General features: G+C 69.9%; 41 protein-coding genes. 37 read left to right on the forward strand and 4 right to left on the reverse strand.

Annotated features, from left to right (window positions below; all coding sequences use genetic code 11):
* Positions 1-9 precede the first annotated feature (9 nt).
* Positions 10-459 (reverse strand): helix-turn-helix domain-containing protein, encoded by a 450-nt coding sequence (locus tag QA802_RS07610; protein ID WP_334519101.1) that lies wholly within the window; start codon positions 457-459, stop codon positions 10-12.
* Between the two features lie 258 nt (positions 460-717).
* Here QA802_RS07610 and QA802_RS07615 point away from each other — a divergent pair, with 258 nt between their 5' ends.
* From QA802_RS07615 to QA802_RS07705, 19 genes are all read left to right on the forward strand, one after another.
* Complete coding sequence (locus QA802_RS07615) at positions 718-942, forward strand: helix-turn-helix domain-containing protein (protein WP_334519103.1); 225 nt, start codon at positions 718-720, stop codon at positions 940-942.
* The gene (locus QA802_RS07620) at positions 939-1,130 is read left to right on the forward strand and encodes a hypothetical protein (protein ID WP_334519106.1); all 192 of its coding nucleotides are present in this window, start codon (positions 939-941) and stop codon (positions 1,128-1,130) included. Before QA802_RS07615 ends, QA802_RS07620 begins: the two co-directional genes overlap by 4 nt.
* Before the next feature lie 91 nt (positions 1,131-1,221).
* Positions 1,222-1,485 (forward strand): hypothetical protein, encoded by a 264-nt coding sequence (locus QA802_RS07625; protein WP_334519109.1) that lies wholly within the window; start codon positions 1,222-1,224, stop codon positions 1,483-1,485.
* Positions 1,482-1,970, forward strand: a complete 489-nt coding sequence (locus QA802_RS07630) for a hypothetical protein (RefSeq protein WP_334519112.1) — start codon at positions 1,482-1,484, stop codon at positions 1,968-1,970. Before QA802_RS07625 ends, QA802_RS07630 begins: the two co-directional genes overlap by 4 nt.
* On the forward strand, positions 1,967-2,293 hold the full coding sequence (locus QA802_RS07635; protein ID WP_334519114.1) for a hypothetical protein: 327 nt from the start codon (positions 1,967-1,969) through the stop codon (positions 2,291-2,293). The genes QA802_RS07630 and QA802_RS07635 overlap by 4 nt, the downstream gene beginning before the upstream one ends.
* On the forward strand, positions 2,290-2,724 hold the full coding sequence (locus QA802_RS07640) for a hypothetical protein (protein ID WP_334519115.1): 435 nt from the start codon (positions 2,290-2,292) through the stop codon (positions 2,722-2,724). Before QA802_RS07635 ends, QA802_RS07640 begins: the two co-directional genes overlap by 4 nt.
* Positions 2,721-3,209, forward strand: a complete 489-nt coding sequence (locus QA802_RS07645) for a hypothetical protein (RefSeq protein WP_334519117.1) — start codon at positions 2,721-2,723, stop codon at positions 3,207-3,209. Before QA802_RS07640 ends, QA802_RS07645 begins: the two co-directional genes overlap by 4 nt.
* On the forward strand, positions 3,206-3,445 hold the full coding sequence (locus tag QA802_RS07650; RefSeq protein WP_319171948.1) for a hypothetical protein: 240 nt from the start codon (positions 3,206-3,208) through the stop codon (positions 3,443-3,445). Before QA802_RS07645 ends, QA802_RS07650 begins: the two co-directional genes overlap by 4 nt.
* Complete coding sequence (locus QA802_RS07655; RefSeq protein WP_334519124.1) at positions 3,442-3,645, forward strand: hypothetical protein; 204 nt, start codon at positions 3,442-3,444, stop codon at positions 3,643-3,645. The genes QA802_RS07650 and QA802_RS07655 overlap by 4 nt, the downstream gene beginning before the upstream one ends.
* Positions 3,642-4,529: a PD-(D/E)XK nuclease-like domain-containing protein gene (locus QA802_RS07660; protein ID WP_334519127.1), complete on the forward strand. Its 888-nt coding sequence runs from the start codon at positions 3,642-3,644 to the stop codon at positions 4,527-4,529. Before QA802_RS07655 ends, QA802_RS07660 begins: the two co-directional genes overlap by 4 nt.
* Positions 4,526-5,395: a hypothetical protein gene (locus QA802_RS07665; RefSeq protein ID WP_334519130.1), complete on the forward strand. Its 870-nt coding sequence runs from the start codon at positions 4,526-4,528 to the stop codon at positions 5,393-5,395. Before QA802_RS07660 ends, QA802_RS07665 begins: the two co-directional genes overlap by 4 nt.
* A gap of 78 nt (positions 5,396-5,473) precedes the next feature.
* On the forward strand, positions 5,474-6,184 hold the full coding sequence (locus tag QA802_RS07670) for a 3'-5' exonuclease (RefSeq protein WP_334519134.1): 711 nt from the start codon (positions 5,474-5,476) through the stop codon (positions 6,182-6,184).
* Complete coding sequence (locus QA802_RS07675; protein WP_319171941.1) at positions 6,181-6,732, forward strand: hypothetical protein; 552 nt, start codon at positions 6,181-6,183, stop codon at positions 6,730-6,732. The genes QA802_RS07670 and QA802_RS07675 overlap by 4 nt, the downstream gene beginning before the upstream one ends.
* The gene (locus QA802_RS07680; protein WP_334519138.1) at positions 6,729-7,040 is read left to right on the forward strand and encodes a hypothetical protein; all 312 of its coding nucleotides are present in this window, start codon (positions 6,729-6,731) and stop codon (positions 7,038-7,040) included. Before QA802_RS07675 ends, QA802_RS07680 begins: the two co-directional genes overlap by 4 nt.
* A complete protein-coding gene (locus QA802_RS07685; RefSeq protein WP_334519141.1) occupies positions 7,037-7,750 on the forward strand; it encodes a class I SAM-dependent methyltransferase in 714 nt (237 codons plus the stop codon). The genes QA802_RS07680 and QA802_RS07685 overlap by 4 nt, the downstream gene beginning before the upstream one ends.
* Positions 7,747-8,385 carry a hypothetical protein gene (locus QA802_RS07690; protein ID WP_334519144.1) on the forward strand — a complete coding sequence of 213 codons (639 nt, stop codon included), beginning with the start codon at positions 7,747-7,749 and terminating at the stop codon, positions 8,383-8,385. The genes QA802_RS07685 and QA802_RS07690 overlap by 4 nt, the downstream gene beginning before the upstream one ends.
* A complete protein-coding gene (locus QA802_RS07695) occupies positions 8,382-8,846 on the forward strand; it encodes a WhiB family transcriptional regulator (RefSeq protein ID WP_334519147.1) in 465 nt (154 codons plus the stop codon). Before QA802_RS07690 ends, QA802_RS07695 begins: the two co-directional genes overlap by 4 nt.
* A gap of 102 nt (positions 8,847-8,948) precedes the next feature.
* Positions 8,949-9,272 carry a hypothetical protein gene (locus QA802_RS07700; protein ID WP_334519150.1) on the forward strand — a complete coding sequence of 108 codons (324 nt, stop codon included), beginning with the start codon at positions 8,949-8,951 and terminating at the stop codon, positions 9,270-9,272.
* Positions 9,269-9,472, forward strand: coding sequence for a helix-turn-helix domain-containing protein (locus QA802_RS07705; protein ID WP_334519153.1), 204 nt, complete (start codon positions 9,269-9,271; stop codon positions 9,470-9,472). The genes QA802_RS07700 and QA802_RS07705 overlap by 4 nt, the downstream gene beginning before the upstream one ends.
* Before the next feature lie 70 nt (positions 9,473-9,542).
* Here QA802_RS07705 and QA802_RS07710 read toward each other — a convergent pair whose 3' ends face one another.
* Positions 9,543-9,863: a type II toxin-antitoxin system Phd/YefM family antitoxin gene (locus tag QA802_RS07710; RefSeq protein ID WP_334519156.1), complete on the reverse strand. Its 321-nt coding sequence runs from the start codon at positions 9,861-9,863 to the stop codon at positions 9,543-9,545.
* Between the two features lie 135 nt (positions 9,864-9,998).
* On the opposite strand from QA802_RS07710, the gene QA802_RS07715 reads away from it, so the two are divergent.
* The 18 genes from QA802_RS07715 to QA802_RS07800 all read left to right on the forward strand — a co-directional run bounded on the left by QA802_RS07715 (position 9,999) and on the right by QA802_RS07800 (position 19,732).
* Complete coding sequence (locus QA802_RS07715; RefSeq protein WP_334519159.1) at positions 9,999-10,985, forward strand: hypothetical protein; 987 nt, start codon at positions 9,999-10,001, stop codon at positions 10,983-10,985.
* Positions 10,985-11,686, forward strand: coding sequence for a zinc finger domain-containing protein (locus QA802_RS07720; RefSeq protein WP_334519162.1), 702 nt, complete (start codon positions 10,985-10,987; stop codon positions 11,684-11,686). Before QA802_RS07715 ends, QA802_RS07720 begins: the two co-directional genes overlap by 1 nt.
* On the forward strand, positions 11,683-11,982 hold the full coding sequence (locus QA802_RS07725) for a hypothetical protein (protein WP_334519165.1): 300 nt from the start codon (positions 11,683-11,685) through the stop codon (positions 11,980-11,982). Before QA802_RS07720 ends, QA802_RS07725 begins: the two co-directional genes overlap by 4 nt.
* Positions 11,979-12,248: a hypothetical protein gene (locus QA802_RS07730; RefSeq protein ID WP_334519168.1), complete on the forward strand. Its 270-nt coding sequence runs from the start codon at positions 11,979-11,981 to the stop codon at positions 12,246-12,248. The genes QA802_RS07725 and QA802_RS07730 overlap by 4 nt, the downstream gene beginning before the upstream one ends.
* The gene (locus QA802_RS07735; protein WP_334519171.1) at positions 12,245-12,514 is read left to right on the forward strand and encodes a helix-turn-helix domain-containing protein; all 270 of its coding nucleotides are present in this window, start codon (positions 12,245-12,247) and stop codon (positions 12,512-12,514) included. The genes QA802_RS07730 and QA802_RS07735 overlap by 4 nt, the downstream gene beginning before the upstream one ends.
* Positions 12,515-12,569: 55 nt before the next feature.
* Complete coding sequence (locus tag QA802_RS07740; RefSeq protein ID WP_334519174.1) at positions 12,570-13,337, forward strand: hypothetical protein; 768 nt, start codon at positions 12,570-12,572, stop codon at positions 13,335-13,337.
* A gap of 24 nt (positions 13,338-13,361) precedes the next feature.
* On the forward strand, positions 13,362-13,733 hold the full coding sequence (locus QA802_RS07745) for a hypothetical protein (protein WP_334519176.1): 372 nt from the start codon (positions 13,362-13,364) through the stop codon (positions 13,731-13,733).
* Positions 13,730-13,942 (forward strand): hypothetical protein, encoded by a 213-nt coding sequence (locus QA802_RS07750; protein WP_334519179.1) that lies wholly within the window; start codon positions 13,730-13,732, stop codon positions 13,940-13,942. Before QA802_RS07745 ends, QA802_RS07750 begins: the two co-directional genes overlap by 4 nt.
* Positions 13,943-14,010: 68 nt before the next feature.
* Entirely contained in the window at positions 14,011-15,348 is a 1,338-nt protein-coding gene (locus tag QA802_RS07755; protein ID WP_334519182.1) for a hypothetical protein, read from the forward strand.
* Positions 15,349-15,351: 3 nt separating this feature from the next.
* The gene (locus QA802_RS07760) at positions 15,352-15,690 is read left to right on the forward strand and encodes a hypothetical protein (RefSeq protein ID WP_334519184.1); all 339 of its coding nucleotides are present in this window, start codon (positions 15,352-15,354) and stop codon (positions 15,688-15,690) included.
* A 176-nt stretch (positions 15,691-15,866) separates the two neighbouring features.
* Positions 15,867-16,148 (forward strand): FDXHR family putative zinc-binding protein, encoded by a 282-nt coding sequence (locus tag QA802_RS07765; RefSeq protein WP_334519187.1) that lies wholly within the window; start codon positions 15,867-15,869, stop codon positions 16,146-16,148.
* Entirely contained in the window at positions 16,145-16,576 is a 432-nt protein-coding gene (locus QA802_RS07770; RefSeq protein WP_334519190.1) for an SLOG family protein, read from the forward strand. The genes QA802_RS07765 and QA802_RS07770 overlap by 4 nt, the downstream gene beginning before the upstream one ends.
* Positions 16,577-16,626: 50 nt before the next feature.
* The gene (locus tag QA802_RS07775) at positions 16,627-16,860 is read left to right on the forward strand and encodes a hypothetical protein (protein WP_334519193.1); all 234 of its coding nucleotides are present in this window, start codon (positions 16,627-16,629) and stop codon (positions 16,858-16,860) included.
* A 72-nt stretch (positions 16,861-16,932) separates the two neighbouring features.
* Positions 16,933-17,319 carry a hypothetical protein gene (locus QA802_RS07780; protein ID WP_334519196.1) on the forward strand — a complete coding sequence of 129 codons (387 nt, stop codon included), beginning with the start codon at positions 16,933-16,935 and terminating at the stop codon, positions 17,317-17,319.
* Positions 17,316-17,540: a hypothetical protein gene (locus tag QA802_RS07785; RefSeq protein ID WP_334519199.1), complete on the forward strand. Its 225-nt coding sequence runs from the start codon at positions 17,316-17,318 to the stop codon at positions 17,538-17,540. Before QA802_RS07780 ends, QA802_RS07785 begins: the two co-directional genes overlap by 4 nt.
* Positions 17,537-17,857, forward strand: a complete 321-nt coding sequence (locus tag QA802_RS07790) for a hypothetical protein (RefSeq protein ID WP_334519201.1) — start codon at positions 17,537-17,539, stop codon at positions 17,855-17,857. Before QA802_RS07785 ends, QA802_RS07790 begins: the two co-directional genes overlap by 4 nt.
* Positions 17,854-18,555, forward strand: a complete 702-nt coding sequence (locus tag QA802_RS07795; protein WP_334519204.1) for a hypothetical protein — start codon at positions 17,854-17,856, stop codon at positions 18,553-18,555. The genes QA802_RS07790 and QA802_RS07795 overlap by 4 nt, the downstream gene beginning before the upstream one ends.
* An 85-nt stretch (positions 18,556-18,640) precedes the next feature.
* The gene (locus tag QA802_RS07800) at positions 18,641-19,732 is read left to right on the forward strand and encodes a glycoside hydrolase family protein (protein WP_334519207.1); all 1,092 of its coding nucleotides are present in this window, start codon (positions 18,641-18,643) and stop codon (positions 19,730-19,732) included.
* A gap of 131 nt (positions 19,733-19,863) precedes the next feature.
* Here QA802_RS07800 and QA802_RS07805 read toward each other — a convergent pair whose 3' ends face one another.
* Both QA802_RS07805 and QA802_RS07810 read right to left on the reverse strand, forming a co-directional pair.
* Positions 19,864-20,127, reverse strand: coding sequence for a hypothetical protein (locus QA802_RS07805; RefSeq protein WP_334519211.1), 264 nt, complete (start codon positions 20,125-20,127; stop codon positions 19,864-19,866).
* Positions 20,124-20,618: a helix-turn-helix transcriptional regulator gene (locus tag QA802_RS07810; protein ID WP_334519214.1), complete on the reverse strand. Its 495-nt coding sequence runs from the start codon at positions 20,616-20,618 to the stop codon at positions 20,124-20,126. Before QA802_RS07810 ends, QA802_RS07805 begins: the two co-directional genes overlap by 4 nt.
* Positions 20,619-20,625 lie beyond the last annotated feature (7 nt).

Below are 20,625 nucleotides of genomic sequence, written 5' to 3' on the forward strand. Positions count from 1 at the left end.
ACCCCCGCATCACATGTGAGCTGCTGTCCCTCCGGGGTTGGCGGTGTCGTCGGTGGGCTCGTCTTCAAGACGCTTGAGCCGCTCGATGGTTGCGTAGAAGAGCTGACGGCTCACTTCGTCCTGGATTCCGAGCCTTGCGGCCGCTTCTTCCGGAGTAAGCCGAGAGCCTACCTGCGACCGATCCGTTTCGGACAGTGACTGAAGAGATTCGGGTGACAGAACGCCGCCCTCCACAAGGAGGGTCCCCAGGTCGACGCCGATGACTTGGCTGATGGCGTCGTAGAACCGGGCGTCCGGTACGGCCATTCCTTGCCACATCCGGGTGACGCTGCTCTCGGCCATTCCGGTGTCTCGCGCGAATCTCGCCTTCGCGCCGTGGCCGGTGTAGCCGGCTCGTTCGGCGGCTGGCACAACGATGTCGCGGAATCGCTGCGCACGCGTGGGGGTGGCATCGGTCATGTCCCGTGACTCTACCTCCCTAGATAGGGAGATAGCTAGAAGTTCCCTGGGGCGCAAGGGTCGCATTTGGGTCACTGACCTGCATCAATCCAGCTTGCCGCACGCCTAGAACGCGTGTTCGGGCGAACAAACCTCCCGTCATATGCCCAACCACCCTTGCGCGCAAGCAAGGAACATGGCAGAGTCTCCCTCGTGAGCAAGGAATCGCCTTCCATCAGCGACAACCCCTGCCAACCCCCCCGAGAAGGAGGTGACTACGTGTTCCGCCTCGACGTCTCCAAGCTCCTCGAAGCCGCCGCCCGCAAGGGCGACACCCGCAACGCCGAGATCTCCCGACGTACCGGTATCGCCGAATCGTCCGTGTCTCGCATCATCCGCGGCGAAGCCCAGCCTGACCTGAACTCGGCCATGCGCTTCGCCGAGCAGTACGACATCGACCTCCGCGGCGTCATCAAGCGCGTCCCCATCGAGGCCGCCGCATGACCCGCGAACAGCGCCACGCGATCCTCGGCCCGCGAATCGTCGCCCACATCCACAAGACCGTCGACGCCGCACCCGACCCCAGCCCCGAACTGGTCACGGAACTCCGCCGAATCATGACCAACCCCGCCGGCAACATCCCGGCACCCCGGCCGGCGGTCGCCGCCGAGCCTGCGGCTGAAGCCGCCTGAGCCCCTTCAAACGCCGAAGGGCCGCCGGATGCGACCCGGACGACCCCACGACTCGGCCAATCCACCAATCCCAAAAAAGGAGTGGACCACCTTGAGCACATTCTTCCAGACCCCGAGGACGGCGCCGGCCGTTGTCTCCCTGCATAAGCGGCCTCTGCCGTTGACCGAGTTCGTGGACCGTGACGGTGACGTGTGGGTCGCGACGGGCCACAACCCGGGCGGTGAGCTGCTGCTCTCGTGCCCGCAGCCGTCGAACCCGGAGGACGCCGGGGAGGGCGAGTCGTTCGCGTGGACGCTCGGGTTGGTGCAGGCGCAGTTCGGTCCGTTGATCGCACGGTCGGCGGTGGCGGCATGAGTGAGCAGCCGATCACGAACGTTGCGGACGCGGTCCGTGAGCTGGGTGCGCTGCCGATGCCGGTGGGTCCGGAGCCGCAGGCCGCCGAGGTGTTCGTACCGCGGACCGAGCGATCGTACTGGGTGGACATTGCTGCCGCGTTGAACGCCGCGCACTCGGCCGGGATGCCGGTCGGTATCGACCTCGACGGCACTCTCACGGACCACAACGCGTGGTCTGTGGTGTGGGACCGGGCCGCTGAGCGGTGGACGGTCGCTGGCTACGAGGACGAGGCCGACGCCGTGGAGCCGGATGGGATCACGAAGGTGATCGCGCCGGTGCAGGCGTTGCAGCCGGCCGACGACCCGTGCCATCCGTGTGGTTGTCCGAAGCGTTTCGACCGGCATGCGTGGGGTTGCCCGGCGTTGGCGGATGAGGATCCGTTCGGTCTGCACCACACGTATCGGGTGCCGCGTGATCTGCCTGAGCTGGGTGGTCAACGGTGAGCGTCCTGGTGTTCCTGTTCGCCGATCTGACCCCGGTCGCCGCCGTGTTCGGAGCCGTCGGCGCGTATGCGGCGGGCTGCTCGCTGCTGTACCTGACCTGCGACGCGGACCTCGCGGACTTTGATCCGCGGCCCGCAGTGCGGCGTGTGGTGGAGGCCGGCCGTCTGGACGCGGTGTTGGTCCGGGTGGCGAACGCCCGGTTCGACGTCCGCGAGGCGGTTGCTGAGGCCCGCCTGTACGCCGCTCTTTCGCTGCGTGAGCTGGCCGTGTCGGCTGCCGCGCTCCTCGCCCTCCTCACGATCAACCCGGGAGCCACCCGATGAACCACTCGAGCAAGCCGGATCTGTCATTCAACGTCGGCGTCAACGAGTTGCACGGTGTGCTGCGCGTCGACCAGATCCGCACGGACACGTTCGTGCAGTTGGTGCAGCACTGGGCGGAGCCGAAGGACCGCGACGCGATCATCGACGCCCTCGACGAGTTGGCCGCCGTCGTCTGCGGTGTGGCTCGTGAGGGCGAGTTGGACGCGGCGGTGGAGCAGGTTGAGGACGCGGCGGGGATGGACACGGCGCAGGTCACGGTCGGCATGCACGACGTGCGGCGGCTCCTCGCCGAGCTGACGGAGGTGGAGCAGCGCACGTCCCGGTTCGCGGCGAAGGGTGCGGCCGAGATCAAGCACCCGGCGATGCTCAAGACCCGCCGCCACCTGAAGGCGAACCCGCTGCCCGAGCAGACCGACAGGCGGTCGGCATGAGGGCCGCCGAGCAGGCGGAATACATCGTGCAGTGCATCCGCGACTCCGGATCCATGTACGAGGCAGATGCCCGCGCATTCCTCGCCGAACACGACGCGTGCACGCGCGACGACGTCCTCGCCGAGGTCACGGCGTGGCTGGTGAAGAAGGCCCGCGAGTACCGCGCCGCCAGCCGCAAGCAGGAACGGGCGCAGGGCGATACGTGCGCCGTCCTCGCGTCGAAGATCGCGCGTGGTGCGGTCCGCCCCAACAACCTGCGGATGCTGCCCGACCCTGGCTTCTTCGAGGCTGGCCACAGCTACACCAGCGGCACGACGAAGTTCCACTGCGAAGCCATCACCCCCAGCCCCGGAACCGGTGAACCCCGCGCCCTCGGCTGGAGATACGCCCCCGTCTACGACGTCCACCACTGGCACGCCTTCGCGTTGGACCCGGACGACTGGACGCACGGCGGCTGGACCGACACCAGCGAGGTGACGTCGTGAACGCCACCGTCTCCAGCCGCGAGGAACGCCTCGCCGCACTCCTCACCCTCATCCAAACCCAGCCCGGCCGGTGGACTGCCGGCCGCCTCCACCGCCGCCGCCGCGCATCCGGTGGGGCGGTACAGCGGGGGACGGCACGCCGAGACCTCCTCGAACTCCAACGCCGCGGCCACCTCATCGGCCGCGGCCCAGCGGACGGCCGCTACTACGTGCTCCGCGAGGAGACGGCCCGGTGAAGCACCGCCTGTACCCCGCCCTGTACGTGATCGCGGTGTTCGCCCTCGCCGCCGGTGCCACCACGTTGGCGAGCCTCCTCCCCATCCCCAACCCGCTCGGCGCGACAGCCGCATGCATCGCCGCCGGCTGTTTCGCGACCGTCGCCGCCCTCGCCTGGCTGCCCACCCCCTGCACCTGCCACCGAAAGGACAGCCAGTGACCATCACCGTGCAGGCCGGGACCGTGGTCCCGGCCGCCGGCCCCGGCATCACCGAACCCGGCATCTACCAAATGACCAACGAGGCCTACCACGCCGACCGCGGCAGCCTCTCCTCCAGCGGCGCCCGCATGCTGCTCCCCCCGTCGTGCCCCGCCCTCTTCCGGCACGCACAGGACACCCCGCAGCAGCCGAAGAAAACGTTCGAACTCGGCACCGCCGCACACAAGCTCGTCCTCGGTGAAGGCCCCGACCTCGTCCAAGTCGACGCCGACAAATGGACCACCGCCGCAGTCAAAGCCGAAGTCGCCGCGATCCACGACGAAGGCGGCGTCCCGCTCAAGCCGGCCGAGTACCAGCAGGTCCACGACATGGCCGACGCCCTGCGCCGCCACCCCGTCGCCTCAGTCCTCTTCGACCCCGCCCGCGGCCGACCCGAGCAGTCCCTGTTCTGGCGCGACCGCCCCACCGGCATCATGCGCCGCGCCCGCTTCGACTGGCTCCCCGACGCCCGGTCCGGCCGGCTCATCATCCCCGACTACAAGACCTGCCGCAGCGCCGAACCGAACGCCCTGGCCCGCGCGGTGGAGGAGTTCGGATACCACCAGCAAGACGACTGGTACCGGGCCGCCGCACGGGCCCTCGACCTCGCCGACGACTCCGCCGCATTCGTCTTCGTCTGCCAGGAGAAGACCGCCCCCTACGTGGTGACGGTCGTCGAGATGGACGCCGAGGCCCGCCGTATCGGCGCCGCCCGTAACCGGCGCGCCCTCGAAGTCTTCGCCGAGTGCACCGAGTCGGGCGTCTGGCCCGGCTACAGCGACGAGATCGCCTACCTCTCCCTGCCCCACTGGGCTGCCATCCGTGACACCGAGGAGTACCTGTGAGCTACCCCGTCGAGCGCCAAGCGCCCGCTGCAGCACCCGCCCGCATCGGCCAAGGCACCGCGGTCGAGCAGTCCCGCGCCGTCGCTGAAGTGCAGGCCGCGATCGTCGTCGCACAGCAAGTCCCCCGCGACATCAACTCGGCGATCTCCGAGATGCGTCAGTCCTGCCAGCAGATGTTCCTCGCCGAGCGGGCGTTCTTCCGCTATTCCCGCGGCTCCGGAAACATCACCGGCGCGAGCGTCCACCTCGCCCGGGAACTGGCCCGCTGCTGGGGCAACATCCAGTACGGGCTGGTGGAGATGCGCCGCGACGACGAGTACGCGCAGTCCGAGATGCAGGCCTTCGCGTGGGACGTCGAGAAGAACTCCCGTAACTCCTCCACCTTCATCGTCCCCCACAAGAGGGACCAGAAGGGCGGCCCGAAGCAGCTCACCGACATGCGGGACATCTACGAGAACAACGCGAACAACGGTGCCCGCCGTGTCCGTGAGGCGATCTTCGCGATCCTCCCGCCTTGGTTCGTCGAGGAGGCCAAGCAGATCTGCACCAGGACTCTGGCCGACGGCGGCGGGAAGCCGCTCCCGCAGCGCATCGCCGACGCCATCCGCGCGTTCGAGGGGATCGGCGTGGTGCAGGACCGCATCGAGACGAAGCTGGGCCGGCCGTCGGGAAAGTGGACCGAGCACGACGTGGCGCAGCTGCTGGTGGCATTCCAGTCGATTCAGCGCGGTGAGGTCACGGCGGATGAGGAGTTCCCGCTGCCGCGGGTGACGGTCGACGAGATCAAGCAGCAGGCCACACCGCCCGCGGCCACGCCGACGGGTGAGCAGGACTGGCCCGCGGTGGCGCAGCCCGGCAGTAAGTAGCCAGCACACGAGGTGGCCGCCCGCGCGGGTATCGCGGGCGGCCGGCACCCAGCACACCACACCGATCGGAGAACCACCATGAGTTGGCATCTCGGCCGCTTGGCCGGCTTCGACACCGAATCGACGGGCGTCGACGTCGAGGAGGACCGCATCGTCACCGCCTGCATCGTCGAGGTCGGCGGGAAACTCCCGGCCACCCCCGCGAACTGGCTCCTCAACCCCGGCATCGACATCCCGGAGCAGGCCGCCGCAATCCATGGCATCACCACAGAACGCGCCCGGGCGGAAGGCCAGAACCCGGCGGAGGGCATCGCCCAGATCATCGCCGCCCTCACACAAGTCGTCCTCGCCGGGACACCGGTCGTCATCATGAACGCCCCCTACGACCTGACCCTCCTCGACCGGGAGGCCCGCCGCTACGGCATCAAAACCCTGTCGGACACCGTCGGCTCGGACCTGCGCGTCGTCGACCCGAAGGTCATCGACAAGGCGCTCGACATGTACCGCAAGGGCAAGCGCACCCTCACCGACCTGTGCGCCCACTACCAGGTCAAGCTGGACGGCGCGCACACGGCAGACGCTGATGCTGTCGCCGCCTGCCGGGTCGCCTGGCGGCTGGGACAGAAGTACCCGAAGCTCGCCAGCCTGTCCCTCGAGGAACTCCACGCCCAGCAGATCGACTGGCATGCCGTGTGGGCCGCGGACTTCCAGCAGCACTTGCGCAGCAAGGGCAAGTCGGACGTCATCGACGGCTCGTGGCCGCTGCGCCCGGTCGGGGGTGCGGCATGAGGGCCCCGTTCGTCTCCCGCCGCCGCTACGACGAGGACCTGGCCGCGGCCCGCGCCGAGGCAGGACGGCTCCGCGAGCAGCGCGACACCGCGCGCCGCGACGAGGAAACCGCCCGCTTCAACCGGGAACGGATCCTCCACCAACTCGCCGACGCCAACGAGAAGTACACCGACGTCGCCATCGTCAACGAGATCCTCACCTCCGAACTCACCGCGCTGAAGGAGCAGCTCGCCGCTGGCACGCCGGACGAGTGGCAGGCGAAGGCTGCCGCGGAGACGGAGCGCGCCGACCGCCTCCAAGCCGAACTCGACGACGCCCGCCTGCTGGCCTCCCGACTGACCGCAGTGGCCGAGTCGCGGCAATCCCTCGACGACGCCGAGCGTCCCGTAGACGCTGCCCCTGCCGCCCGCAGGGAAGGCCCGTCTGCCCGGCTACGCCGTGAACGGGACCGGGTCCGCAAGCTCGAGCAACGCCTGAGCGACATGCAGCTGTCGCATGTCGCGGACACGCGCGAGTTGCACGACCTCCGGCAGGGGGTGCAGAAGTGACCGCCGTACACGCTGCGCCCGCGGCCCTCGCCTCCATGCTCCTCGCGCTCGGGGTCGGCATGACGATGATCGGCCGGTCCTGGCCGCACCGAGCGAAGCACCGCGGACCGCGCGCACCGCGCCAGGTCGAGGAGTACGTGCCGGCCGCCGCCCTCATCCCCGCATTCGCCGGGACCGACTGGCCGACACCCGCGTTCGCGCACTGCATCCAATGCCGGACCACAGTCCCCGTCGTCGTCCACACCGGCGCCCACCGCTGCACCCACGGACACGTCACCACCCACACCACCACGGGGAGCACCCTGTGAAGTTCACCCTGCCCCCGCGCGTCCCGAACGGGTACACGCTCCTCGACATCTGCTGCAAGCAGGGCCTCGCGTCCTACGGCTACTACCTCGCCGGGTTCGACATCGTCGGAGTCGACCGGGAACCGCAGCCCCGCTACCCGTTCCCGTTCATCCAAAAGGATCTCCGCGACCTCGACCCCGACTGGATCGCAGGGAACTTCAACGGCGCGGCCGGCTCCCCGCCGTGCTGGGACCACTCGGACCTGAAGCACCGCACCGGCCTCTCGTATGAGGACTTCATCCCCGAGACCCGCGCTCTCTTCGAGGCGTCCGGCCTTCCGTATGTGATCGAGAACGTCGAGGGTGCGCCGCTGAAGGACCCGCTCACCCTGTGCGGAACGATGTTCGACGGGCTCCGCGTCAGCAGGCACCGCCTCTTCGAATCCAACCTGCCTCTGTACGCGCCCCGCCCGTGCCCGAAAAAGCACCCCCTCCACTACACCCTCGACAAACGCAAAGACCACTACGGCCAGCTCGACGAGTGGACCGCGTTCGTGTCCGTCAACGGCGGCGGCAACTGCACGAAGGCTGCGGCCGAGGACGCGATGGGTGTCCCGTCCGGGTGGGCGACGAAGGACGGCCTCAACCAGGGTGTGCCGCCCGCGTACACGCGGTGGATCGGCGAGCAGCTGGCCGACCACCTGGCCGCCGCCGAGGGGGTGGCGGCATGAGTACCGTCCCCATGTTCGAGGTTGAGGCGCCGGCCGCCATCACGCCGGCCCGGCCCGCGCCCCTCGACCTGCCCACCGTGTACGGCCTCGACCTGTCGTTGACCTCCACCGGCATCAGCGACGGCACCACGGCCCAAGCCCTCATCCCCGGCGACCGCACCGGACACGACCGCCTGGAGTTCCACCGCCGCAGTATCCGCGAACGCGTCCCGGACACCACGTCGCTGGTCGTCATCGAGGGCGTCGCCATGTCCGTCGGTTACCGGCCCGGCGTCGAGGAGATGACGTACCTCCGCGGCCTCATCCGCCACGACCTGTGGCGGCGCCGTATCCCCTTCGCGATCTGCCCGCCGCAGCACCGCATCATCTACGCCTGCGGCGTCGCCAACCCCGCCAAAGACCTGCCCGCGAACAAGCGGAAGACCGCGGCGAAAGGCATGGTCCGCGACGCCGTCATCAACCGGTACGGCGTTCCGTGCGACGGGCGCGGCCGCTACGACCAAGCCGACGCGACGGTCCTTGCCGCGATGGGCTTGCACTGGCTGGGCTACCCGCTCGCTGTCCTCCCCGACACGCACCGCCGCGCCCTGTCCGGCGTGACGTGGCCCGAGAACCTCCCGGCGGTGGCCCGATGATCCGCACCAGCTACAGCGCGCCCGACACTGCGGAACGCGCCGAACAGTGGCGGCAGGACGCTGCATGCGCCCGCCCCGAATACAAGGACCAGCGCGACATCTGGTTCGCACCCACCAACCGGCAATCCGACATCGTGCTCGCCAAGTCCATCTGCAAAACGCTCTGCCCGGTCCGCGCCGAGTGCCTCGCCGCCGCCGTCCTTGGTCTCGTCCTCGCGGGCTGCACCGACGACCGCCCGCAAGGGCCGGCCGGGCAGGTCGTCGCGAAGGACACCGACCGTGACTGCCACACGACGACGACCGGCACCGGGAAGAAGCGCCGCACGCATCAGTCGTGTGACACCGAGTACGAGCTGACGACCCGCGACAAGCAGGGCCGCGAGCACGAGTTCAAGGTGTCGTCGTCCGTCTACGACAACTGCCGTCGCGGCTCCGCCTACCCGGGCTGCATCGACCGCTGACCACCCTCCCGGCGGCCGTTCCCTCACGGCCGCCCACCGGGCGCGGGAGGCCCTTCCCCCAACGCCTCCCGCACCCCACCACCCGACCTGAAGGAGGACCCGATGCCCGCCCAACAACCCCAACTCGACGGCACCCTCCCCGAACCGTCCCTCGACTACCGCAGCTGGGTCGACACCATCCGACCCGCGTTCATCCGAGCCGCCCGCACCGGCCAGTGGTTCACCAGCTACGAAATCGCCAAAACCAACGACCTCCCCGAGCCGGCCAACCCGAAAGCCGACTGGGGCAACTTCGTCCAATCCCTCGTCCGCCACGGCGTGATCGAGCACTGCGGCTGGGACGAGACCAGCCGGCCGGGCGGCGAGCACTCCGGCGTCAAGGTCTGGCGCGGCACCCGCGCAGCACAAACCGGGAGAGTCGCATGACCGGCATCCCCACCCGCGGCAACGCCCGTATCCGCCTCCGCGAACAAGCAGGCCGCCTCTACATCGAAGGCTGCACCATCGCCTCCACCGCCCGCCAGATCAGCCGCTCCTACGGCTGCACCCGAACCCTCCTCCTCGAAGCCGGCGTCCGGTTGCGCAGGCCCGGCGGCCACCGCATGACCAGCTTCCGCAGCCAGTAGCCGCACACGACGAAGGCCCCGCCGAAGCAGGGCCCGCGGAGAACGAGAGGAGGAGGAGGAGGAGGAGATGTCAGGACGAGTCGAGAGCTCGACGCTTGGCGATGGCGAGCGCCTCGTCAATGATGCGCGCCTTGTGCGCGGCATCCGGGCCAGCCGTCTCCTGCAACTCCTCCAGGTAGCTGCGCAGCTCCCACAGCGTGGCGAAGTCCTCGTAGCTGACGATCGCGCCGGCCTTCTTCTTGCGGTTGATGAGAACCGTCGGCTCGCCAGCGAAGCGGGCGCGCGCGATGACCTCACCGAGCACATTGCGCGCTTCGGCGATCTGGTTCTCGTGCACGGTCGGACGGTCGCTCATTGGCACAGCGTAACTGCTGACGGCCATGACGGTCACGGTAGCTCCCTTAGCTGTTTCATTCGTAGCGTTCTTAGCTATGATAGCTACAGCGGGGAGGGGTTGAACAGACCGCCCTAAGCGCCCTGGTTCCACGCGCCCAAAACCCCTCAGGTACGACCGAAAGAAGCGCAGATGCCCTGGGTCAAGCTCGACGACCGATTCCCCTCGCACCGCAAGGTCGCACTGCTCACCGACCGCGCCTTCCGGCTGTACGTCTCCGCGCTCTGCTGGTCGTCGGAGAACCTCACCGAAGGCCGCATCACCCAGCGCGAACTCCCCTTGGTGGCCGCCCGTCTCCGCGGAGCCAAGACCGCGGCCGGCGAACTGGAGACCGCCCAACTCTGGGACGCCGTAGACGACGGTTGGGTCATCCACGACTTCCTCGAGTACAACCCCGACCGCGCCCGCGTGCAGTCCGACCGCGAAGCCAACGCGGCCCGGCAGCAGGCCTGGCGGGACCGGAAGCGGGCCGAGCGTGAGGCGAAGAAGGCCGCCGAGAAGGCGGCGCGTAACGCCCCCCGTAACGGCGTTACGGATGAGGCCGAAAAGCACGACGACGACACGACGACGACAGCAACACGACACGACGACGACACGACGACGACAGCAACATGGTTCGAAGAAGACGAAAAACCGCAGGTAGAAGCGATTCGTAACGGCGTTAGTAACGCTGCCCCGTCCCCTTCCCCTACCCCGTCCCATTCGGTACTTCCTTCGGAAGTACCTCCTCCCCCTTCCCCCTCCACTCAGCCTGCGGGCCGGAACGAGGTCGAGGTCTCGGGAAGAGGAGAAGTCCAACCCCTCATGGCCGCCATGGCAGCCCGCGGCATGAACGTCTCCTGGACCTTCCACTCCACCGAGTGGATCGACCTCCGCGACGCCGTCCGCCGCGTCGGAGTCCCCACCCTCGTCGAACACGCCGCCCGCGTCTGGCAGGCCGCGAAGACGACCCCGTACTCCGCCCGCTACTTCCTCCCCGGCTGGACCGGCCTCCAGGAAGCCCCCGCCTACACCGGCCCCCGCGCCATCGCAGGCCCCCCCAGCAAGACGCAGGAGTACCTCGAAGACATGGCCGCCATCGCCGAAGAACTCCGCCAGCAGAAGAAGGGCACCGCCTGATGGACGCCGAAGAAGTCCCCCAGCTCATCGCCCAGATCGCCCTCGCCGACAGCCGCGTCCGTCGCGAAGACAAGATGGAACGCCGCGCGCAGATCGTCATGTGGGCCGGGATCCTCGCCGACACCCCCTACGACTTCGCCCTCCAAGCCGTCCACGAGCACTACTCCCAAAGCCAGTGGCCCATCGCCCCCGGCGACATCGCCAGCCGCTGGCAGAACGTCGTCCGCGACCGCGTCAACCGCGACAACGGCACCTTCGAACCCAACGACCACCCGGGCCTCGACCCCGACGACGTCATCGGCTACCTCGCCGCGCTCCGCGGCCAGCGTCAAGCCGTCGCCCAAGGCGTCCGCCCGCCGAACACCGTCAAGGCCATCACCGCCGGCGCCGCAGCCGACGAAGTCACCGCACGGCTGAGGACCCTCGGCACCTACGTGCCCCGCCAAGTCGACGACGCCCTCGACGCCTACCGCCCTCTCAAGGAAGCACGCCGAGCCGCCCTCATCGCCGGCCAGCCCGACGCCTTCTCCGTCGAATGCGACTGGTGCCAAGCCCCCGTCGGCGAACCCTGCCGCTCACGCCGCGTCGACCCCAAGGGCGGAGCCACCAGCAACCGCCGCCGCTCCACCCCACACCCCTCCCGCGTCGACGACGCCACCACCGCCGCGCGCGAGCAGCAGGAGCAGGAGGCCAGCCGGTGAACGACCAGCCCGTCCACCGCGACGACATCACCGCCATGCACAAACAGGGCGACCTCAAGTCCTACATGCGCAGCCTCATCCACCCCACCAAAAACCCCGCCACCCCCAGCAAACGGAAACGCAAGCCCAGCTGGGGCGCCATCCCCATCCCCACCGACCACAAACCCGGCACCTGGCCATCCGGCACCCAACCACCCGGCCCCGCCCTCGAACGCCACCTCCCACCCGAAGCCTGGGCCGACGCCATCCGCCGCTACCGCACCGAACCACCCACCACCGACGAGGAGACCAAGTGACCACCACCCAGCCCCTCGAAGCCCCCTGCGACCGCTGCCGCCAGACCCGCCCCCTCTTCACCCGCAAGCCCGACCACGACTGCATCGACACCCTCGGCCGCGTCGACCTCATCGAAGCCGCCCGCCTCATCGCCGAAATCGAAAACCAGGGCGACATCTGGTGCACCCGCCGCATCGAAGGCCTCCCACCCCGCCAGCTCTGCATCCGCTGCTTCGAAGTCGACGCCGCCGACGAAGCCGCCCACATCGAGGTGCACCAGCTGTGAAGATCCGCGCCGACATCGCCGCCCTCATCCGCGCCGGCCACACCAACGCGTCCATCGCCCACCGCCTGGGCTGCGACCCCTCCACCGTCGCCGAAGCCCGCCGCGCCCTCCGCTACCCACCCGCCGGCGCCCTCGAACGCCTCTACGCCGAAGCCGTCCCCACCGGCCGCGTCCACGCCTACAGGCCCGAACGCATGCCCACCAGCCCAGACCAAGCCGCCGCCAACCGGGCCCGCCTCCTCGCCGCACTCCGCACCCCCGCCTGACCCGCCCATGCCGCCACCCCACCAACCCGCAACAACCACCCCGAAAGGACCAACCGTGACCCGCTGGTACGTCGGACAGCACACAAAGCGCGGCGGAATCCACCCGCCCCGCACCTCCATCAACCGCATCGGCGAACACTCCTCCGCCATGCGCCGCCAGGAACAGCGCATCGACGACAAGCGGATCCTCGCCGACTACGTCCAGCTGAAGCCCGGCGTCCTCGTCGTCTGGGACCGCCAGCCCCACCGCGTCATCGAGCTCGCCGAACGCCCCCTCGACCTGTGGGGCGAGAAGCACGAAATGCGATACGCCACCGCCCTCGAGCAGTGGGAGCGCGGCGGGAAGCGCGGAGACCGGCCCGAAAAGGCCACCTGGGGCGGCCGCCCCTACGTGTTCATCCTCCAGCCCGACGGCAAGCCCCACGAAAAGCCGCTCCACCTCATCGGCCCGGCGAACCACTCGTGGGACGTCCTGCCCGAGCACTACGCGATCTGCTCCGCCTGCGGGGAACTCCCACCCTGCCGCCACGAGATCGCCGAACGGGAAGCCGACCGGCAGGCCGCCCGCGCCGACGTCGTCATGGACATCCCGCCCGGCCACTGCCTCGGCTGCGGCGAGTACGTCACCCCGCGCCAGCAGGCCGCCCGCTTCCCCGGCCCGAACCTGTGGCGGCCCGACCTTCCCGAGCACTCCGCGGTCTTCCACGCCCGGCAGGAGTGCTCCGGCGAAGTCGACCGCTACCGCCGTCAGTGGGAAGCCCGCGGCAACAGCAACCAGCAGCCCAGCCTTTTCGCCGACGACGGCCCCACCCCCGCCCGCTGATCATCACCGCGCAAGGAGCACCACATGACCAACCACACGACCGCCGTACCCGAACCCACCGTCCAACCCACCCGCTACCAGATCTCCCTCCTCCCCGGCGAGGACATCAACCAGCACCTGTACATGATCGAAGTCGAGTACCGCGGCGCGGGCCGGTGGGCGGTCGTCCATCACGGGCACTGCCTCGGCACCGACGGCGTCTGGGACTTCGGCGTCAAGGAGTACGACCGCGGCGACGACTGGCTCGACGCGCACCGCTTCGACCTCGACACGGCGCTCGCGCTGGCGAAGGAGCACGCGTCGGCCGTGACCGTGAACGGGATCACCGCGGCTGAGGCGTACCGGCGTACCGCCGTTTCTGCCGTGTCTGGTGCGGCCGACAGCAGGCAGACATGACCGCGTACCCGCTCGGCTTCGAGATCTCCTGCGACGGGCCCGACGAAAACACCGACTGCCACGAAAGCGCCGCGATCCCCATCCGCTTCGGATCGATGACGGCTCGACAGGTGCGTGCCGACGGCCGGGATGACGGCTGGATCCGACGGCGCCGCGCCGGCCGCCTGGCTGACCTCTGCCCCGACTGCGCCGCCGTCCCGACTCCCTGACCCGTACCCGGCGGCTCGCAGTCGAGTTGCGAGCCGCCGGCCCCCCGATCCCACCACAGGAGGACCCGATGCCCAACACCCCCGACCCGCAGGCCGCCGAGGAGCGCCGCGAGCGGTACGCCACGGCGATCAGCAAGTGGCACCGCGACCCGGAGCGGCCGCTGTACGCGCAGGGCGCCGACGCCGTCATCGCCGTCGCGGACGCCGAGCAGGCCGAACTCCGGGAGCGCCTGGCCGACTACGAGAACCGGATCACCTGGGAGACCACGTGCGGATCGTGCGCCCGGATCCTGGACTCCAGCATCCGTGAGACCGAGCAGACCGAGGCGCACCGGCTGGCCCTGTCCGAGGCGCTCGGGCTCGGCACCGGCGCACCGTGGGACGCGATCCGCGAGCAGGCCGCCGTCGTCCCGTCTGCCGCCGAGACCACCAACCGGGCCACGTCCGATGCGGTACGTGAGCAGTTGTTGGCCGCGCTCGACTTCGCCTACTGCCAGGGCCTCGGCTACGACACCCCGGAGGCGCTGCTGGCCGCCTACGACGCGACGCAGCCTGTCCCGCCGCCCGCCGACCGGGCCACGCTGCGGGACCGGATCGCCGACACCGTGATGCCGTTCCTGCTGAACTTCTCCGACGAGGAATCCGCAAGGATCAACGCCGCCGAGGTCGCCACCGCGCTGCTGGCCGACGTGCCCGCTCCAGCGCCCGTGTGTATCTGCGGGCACTCGAAGCAGCAGCACTTCGAGGACGCCTGCATCACCGAGATCACCGGCTGCAACTGCGGCGACTACCTGGAGCCTCAGGACGCGGCCGAGGTGATCGACCGGTGGAGGCAGGCGGCCCTTCAGGCCCGCGCCGCCGACCGGGCCGCGCTGCTGGACGAGGTGGCCACCGCGCTGATCGGCCGTCACTGCTCGCCCGAGAGCGTCGCCATCGTTCGCCGCCTCGTCAACGAACGCCTGTGTACCGCCTGCCAGGCCTACGGGCAGACCGTGGAAGACAAGCCCGACGGCGGCATCGTCCGGCGCTGCAAGGACTGCAGCGGCGAGGGCCTGCGCCGCGTGGCCGCCGAGGAACAGCCCACCGAGACGCAGGACTCGCTGCCCGCCTGGCTGTACCAGCGGTTCATGCCAGACGGCGAGGGCTGGGAGAACCTCGACGCCGACGACCGCTCGTACTGGGAGCACCACGCCCGTGCCGTGCGCCGGGCCGTAGCGCGCGACGGATTCAAGGCCGAGCAGCCCGCCGCCGTCGAGCAGCCCGACACCCAGACACGGGAGGCGCGGGTCGGCCGGTGCAGCGCCGTGATGCTGCGCGTGCACCACGCCCCGCACGGCTGGGAACCGCAGCCCGGCATGGAACCCGTCCACTGCCCCGGCTACCCGCAGCCCGGCAAGGAGAGCTGAGACGTGGCCCGCGCCTGGAAGACGCCCTGCGCCAACCGCTGGTACACCGCCCACTTCGGAATCCTCGTCGACCCATGGCGGCTCGACGAATGTTCGGAGTGCGAGTTCTGCGGCAGCTGCGTCGCCCACATCTGCTACCGCGACGACGCCTCCACGCTGCTGCACCTGGACTGGTTCAAGGACTTCGCCAACCCCGGCGAACCCGAATGCGGATCTGCCGGCGGCCCGAAGCACCTGCCCGAGTACGCGCCCCGCCCGTGCAACCTCCCGGCCGGGCACGACGGCAAGCATCGGGCGCGGATGGGCTGGTCCTGGCCCGTGATCCCGAAGCCCGCCCACTGATCGTCCTGTCCGTGTGTCTCCCGGCCGGGATCGCCGCGTGCGCGGTCACGGCCGGGGTGAGGCGGCGGGAACGACGGCGCAGACGCCACGCAGAGGCCCCCGACCCGACGGATCCCCGCACTCAGCCCCCGAAGCGCTCCTGACTAAAAATGCGAACCCAGGAAGGACCCATTTCGATGGACACCCGAACCCCCACTCCGACCCAACTCCCGCCGAACGCCATACGGCACGGCCAATGCGGAGCCTGGTGGACCGGAGCCGAACGCAGCCACTGCGGCGGATGCCACCTCACCTACAGCTCCCTGACCTCGTTCGAGCGGCACCGCAAGGGTGGACGCTGCAACGATCCTGCCTCCGTGGGCCTGGTCGCCCGCCAGAAGCCCTACGGGGAGCTCTGGGGACTCCCGGGCCCTGACGGCGGCTACGCGGGCCTCCACGCCCCGCAGGAGGGCGCGTGAAAGCCCCGTACCGGGTCCTCGTCACCGGATCGAGGGACTGGCCCAAGCCCGCCGACGTCTTCGCCGCCCTCAACGAAGCCCAACGGCAAGCTGAAGGCCGCCTCCTCGTCGTCGTCCACGGCGTCTGCCCCACCGGAGCCGACGCCCACGCCCGCCAATGGGCACGCGCCCGCCAAGGCCAGGGCGAGGCCGTCATCGAAGACCCGCACCGCGCGAACTGGCGGCCCGGCGGAGTCCTCGACCGCTCCGCCGGATTCCGTCGCAACGCCGAGATGGTCCGGCTCGGCGCGGACGTCTGCCTCGCGTTTACCGGCCCCTGCACCAAGCCGAACTGCCGTCAGCCGAAGCCCCACCCATCGCACGGCACATCGCACTGCGCCGACCTCGCCGAGGCCGCCGGGATCCCCGTCCGCCGCTTCACCGCCTGACCCCTGCCCCTCGGCCGCCCCCACCCGGGCGGCCCGAAAGGAAACCCGCCATGACCGAAACCCCCGCCCCCGCCGTCGGCCAGATCTGGCAGGACAACGACCCCCGCGCCGAAGGCCGTCAACTCCTGATCGAGGGAATCGGCGACACCCACGCCACTGCCCGACAGGTCGCCCTCACCCCCGACGGACAGCCCGTCCCCCTCCCCGGCGTCCGGCAATCCCGCATCCGACTCGACCGCTTCCGCCCCACCAGCACCGGCTACCGCTACGTCAGCCCCGCCTGACCCCTGCCCCTCGGCCGCCCCCACCCGGGGCGGCCCCGCCTGAGCCGCACGCCCGACACGAAAGGCACCACCGTGACACCCGCCGACCAACTACGAGCAGCCGCCGAGCGTCTCCGCGACCTGCGCGAGGCACTCCCCACCGAACACTGGGGCGACCGCCCCTGGCAGGCCGAAGAGTGCAGCCGCACCGACGACGCGCCGCCCTCTCCCTGCCCATGCATCGTCTCTCAGGGCGAATACCGCGACTTCGACCAGCCGCAGGACCCGCCGATCCAGTACATCGCGGATGCCGAGACCCCCGAGTTCGCGGCCTACATCGCGACCATGCACCCCGGCGTCGGCAAGGCGCTCGCCGCGTGGCTGGAGTCCGCCGCCCGCGACGCCCGCGAGATCGGCCCCGACCCCCACGCCCTCACCATCGCCCGCGCGGTCCTCGGCACCCCGGACCGGCAGCCGTGACCATCCTCCTCACCGCCGCCGCCGCACTCGCCGCCGGCTACTGCATCGGCCACCACACCGGCCGCACCCTCCGACGTGCCGCCACCCACATCGAGGCGATCATCCGCACCACCATCCCCGACCCGAAACCGATGCCCGACTGGGAACAGGCCGCCGACAAGGCCCGCATCGACACCGTGATCGCCGACATCGAAACCCACTGGAACGAGGACGCCGCATGAGCATCTACGCCAGCATCGAAGGCATCGGCGACCACGGCGACCCCGAACACCTCGGACAGCCGTGGACCTACCAGGGCAGCCATATACCGCCCCGCGAAGACGGCCCCCGCGCAGGTGTCATCGGCCTCGCCGTGATCCCCTCCCACATCACCGCCGACGGCCGCGACGACCAGCCCTGCGACGGTCCGCCCTGGCCCTGGCTCCGGCTGCACCTCGACGTGGTCGGCGACGACCCGTGCACGCTCCTCGACCCGGCGCAGGCCCGGTTCCTCGCTGCCCAACTCGCCACCTGGGCTGACCGAGCGGAGCAGCCGTGACCGACCAGACCCCATCCCAGAAGCCCGACCTGCGTGACCAGCTCATCAACGCCCTCGGCCAGACCGACACGATCCCGCCCATCGCGCACCGCCGCGCCCAAGCTGACAACGTCCTCGCCGTCCTGTACCGCGAGTGGCCGTGGCTGCGCGCCGCCGCTGAGGACGCCTCACCGGTTCCCGGATCGGAGCGGGAGCAGCGGATCCGGCTCGACGACCTCACCAGCGACGCACTCGACGCCCTGTACGAGCAGCTCGAAACCGCCGAGGAAAACGAGTCTCAGCGGCAACTCGCCACCGCACGGGAGGCCCTCGCCTCCGCTACGACACGGGCTGCCCTCGCCGAGCACGAGCTGGCCGCCCTCCGCCAGGTCGCGCGCGGCTACTGCCCGGCCTGCGGACGCGGCGACGCCGGCCCGACCGTCAACGACTGGGAGCAGCAGAAACAACGCGCCGACGCCGCCGAGGCCGTCGCCGAGCAAGACGTCACCCGCGTCATCGCCCTCTACGAGCAGTGGGTCAAGGCCGGCCCGCCACCCCTCGGCACGCCGACGTCCCGCTGGTGGGACGCCCGCCTCGCCGAGCTCCACAACACGATCCGACCCCCCACCAACCAGCCCGAACACCACACCGGAACAACCCCCGCCAACCAGACCGCACCATACGACCAAACCAACAGGCCGAACCAACACCGCACCTGACACGACGAAGGGGCGCGCCCACACCTCCCCAGGCCAGGCACGCCCCCCGGTGGATCAAACGTACGCCCCCGCAACGGGAGACACGATGACCACCAAAACCCGCATACGCGGGATGATCGCCGCACTCCTCCTCACCCTCACCGCACTCACGGCCAGCACCACCCCAGCACCCGCAGAACCCGACCCCCCACCGGCCACCATCAGCCCGGCCGGCGTCGACCTCCACGACGGCATGGCCTACAAAGACGGCAACACGTACCACCTCGTCGGCAGCATGTACGGGTGCGGATACCAGTGGTACGTGCCCAGCCCCTGGTGCGGATTCGGCGTCAGCACCGCCACATCGCTGGACGGCCCGTGGTCCACGCCGACGCTCCTCTTCCCCGCCAACGAGATCGACCCCTACAGCGGGAAAACGTTCGCGTCGCTCTGCGCCACCGTCAACGGGCACGGCTGCTTCAACCCACGCATGGCGCAGCGCCCGGACGGGGTGTGGGTGCTGTGGTTCAACCAGCCCGACTCCCGCGTCAGCACAACCACCCACGCCTACTGGATCATGGGATGCAACGGGCCCGCCGGACCCTGCGGCAACTCAGCCGGCACACCCAACGGATCCACGCACAAGCCGACGCTCCACCAATGCAACGGCGAGAACGGCGACTTCGCCCTCGTCCCCGACCCCGCAGGCGGAGCAGCCATCATCTGCAGCTACGGCGGAACCCTCGCCGCCGAACGCCTCGACAAGTGGTGGGCCAACGGCACCGGACAAGGAGCGACCGCGCTTGCCGGCCTCGCCGACGTGGAGGGCGTCGGCGCGTGGCGCGACACGGCGACCGGCACGTGGGTGATGACCTACTCCGAGAAGTGCGGCTACTGCACCGGCACCCCGACCGGCTACGCCACCGCGCCGACCCTCACCGGCCCGTGGACCGCGCCCGGCAACCTCGGCTGGTCCGCCCCACCCGGCGGCCGACGAGACTTCAGCCTCGGCTGCGGCGGCCAAGCCCGAACCGTCAGCATCGTCGACGGCGTGCCGTACCAGGGCATTGATCTGTGGATCGGCCAGCGCAACGAAACATCCGCCGGCCTGCTCCTGGCGCCGCTCACCTACACGCCCACCACCGGTGCGGCCGGGGACGGCAAGGTGTGGCGGCCGCCGCTCTCCCTGACCTGCTGACGGGGTGGCCGTATCCTGGAGTCGCTGTCCCCGTTCCAGCTGGCGCGAGGGCAGTACGGGCACGGCAACCCGGTGATGCACACAGCGCAGCGCCCCCGTCAACACGACGGGGGCGCAGCTGCGTGGTGGGGCTACTCCTCGGGTCGGCGCTCCTCAGCAAGCCGCTCCCGCCACTTCTCTGGCACCTCCCGGAACCGCACTGCCGGACTGTCGGCCCGGTCGGTCAGCCCGTCCTGCATCCAGTCCGTGGCGATGGAGCGCAGCTCGGAGTCCTGGTAGTAGTTCCGGTCGTACTCGTCGCGGGGCCCGGCTTCCCGATCGGCGAACGTCACCTCCGCGATCACGAAGAAGCGGCGGACGGGTTCACCGTCGATCCGCAACCGGTCGATCTTCATTCGGTGTCCTCCGACGGGTTCTCGTCGGCCATGCGGCGCAGCTCGTTCGCAGCGGCGTTCACGTCATGCATGTGGTCGTCCGTCAGATCACGCAGCGTCTCCGACTCGTCGAGCCTGTCAGCCGCCTCGCGCAGGACGGCCGCACGGAAGGCGTCGATCTTCTGACTGGCGCGCTCCGAGATCGCGGGCGAGTGTTCCTTGCCCTGCATCGCAAAGGCGTACAGGTCCTTACGGGCGTCCATCGGTTCTCCCTGCTGGTGGCTGACGAACTGGTCGCGCTTCTTGCCTTGCTGCTTCGGGTTCGCCTGGAACCAGGCGGCCACCTCGTCAGCGCGGTACTGGGTTTTCGTGGAGCCCTCGACCGGAACTGGCTGGGGGAAGGAGGAGCTGCGCCGGTACGTGTGCAGCGCTGACCGACTGACCCCGTGCTCCAGCTCGATCTGCTTCAAGGTGATCAAGCGGCTCCCCTCGCTCTCAGGGTTCTCGGGCACGGCTACA

This window comes from Streptomyces sp. B21-105 (genome assembly GCF_036898465.1).
Classification (GTDB): Bacteria; Actinomycetota; Actinomycetes; order Streptomycetales; family Streptomycetaceae; genus Streptomyces.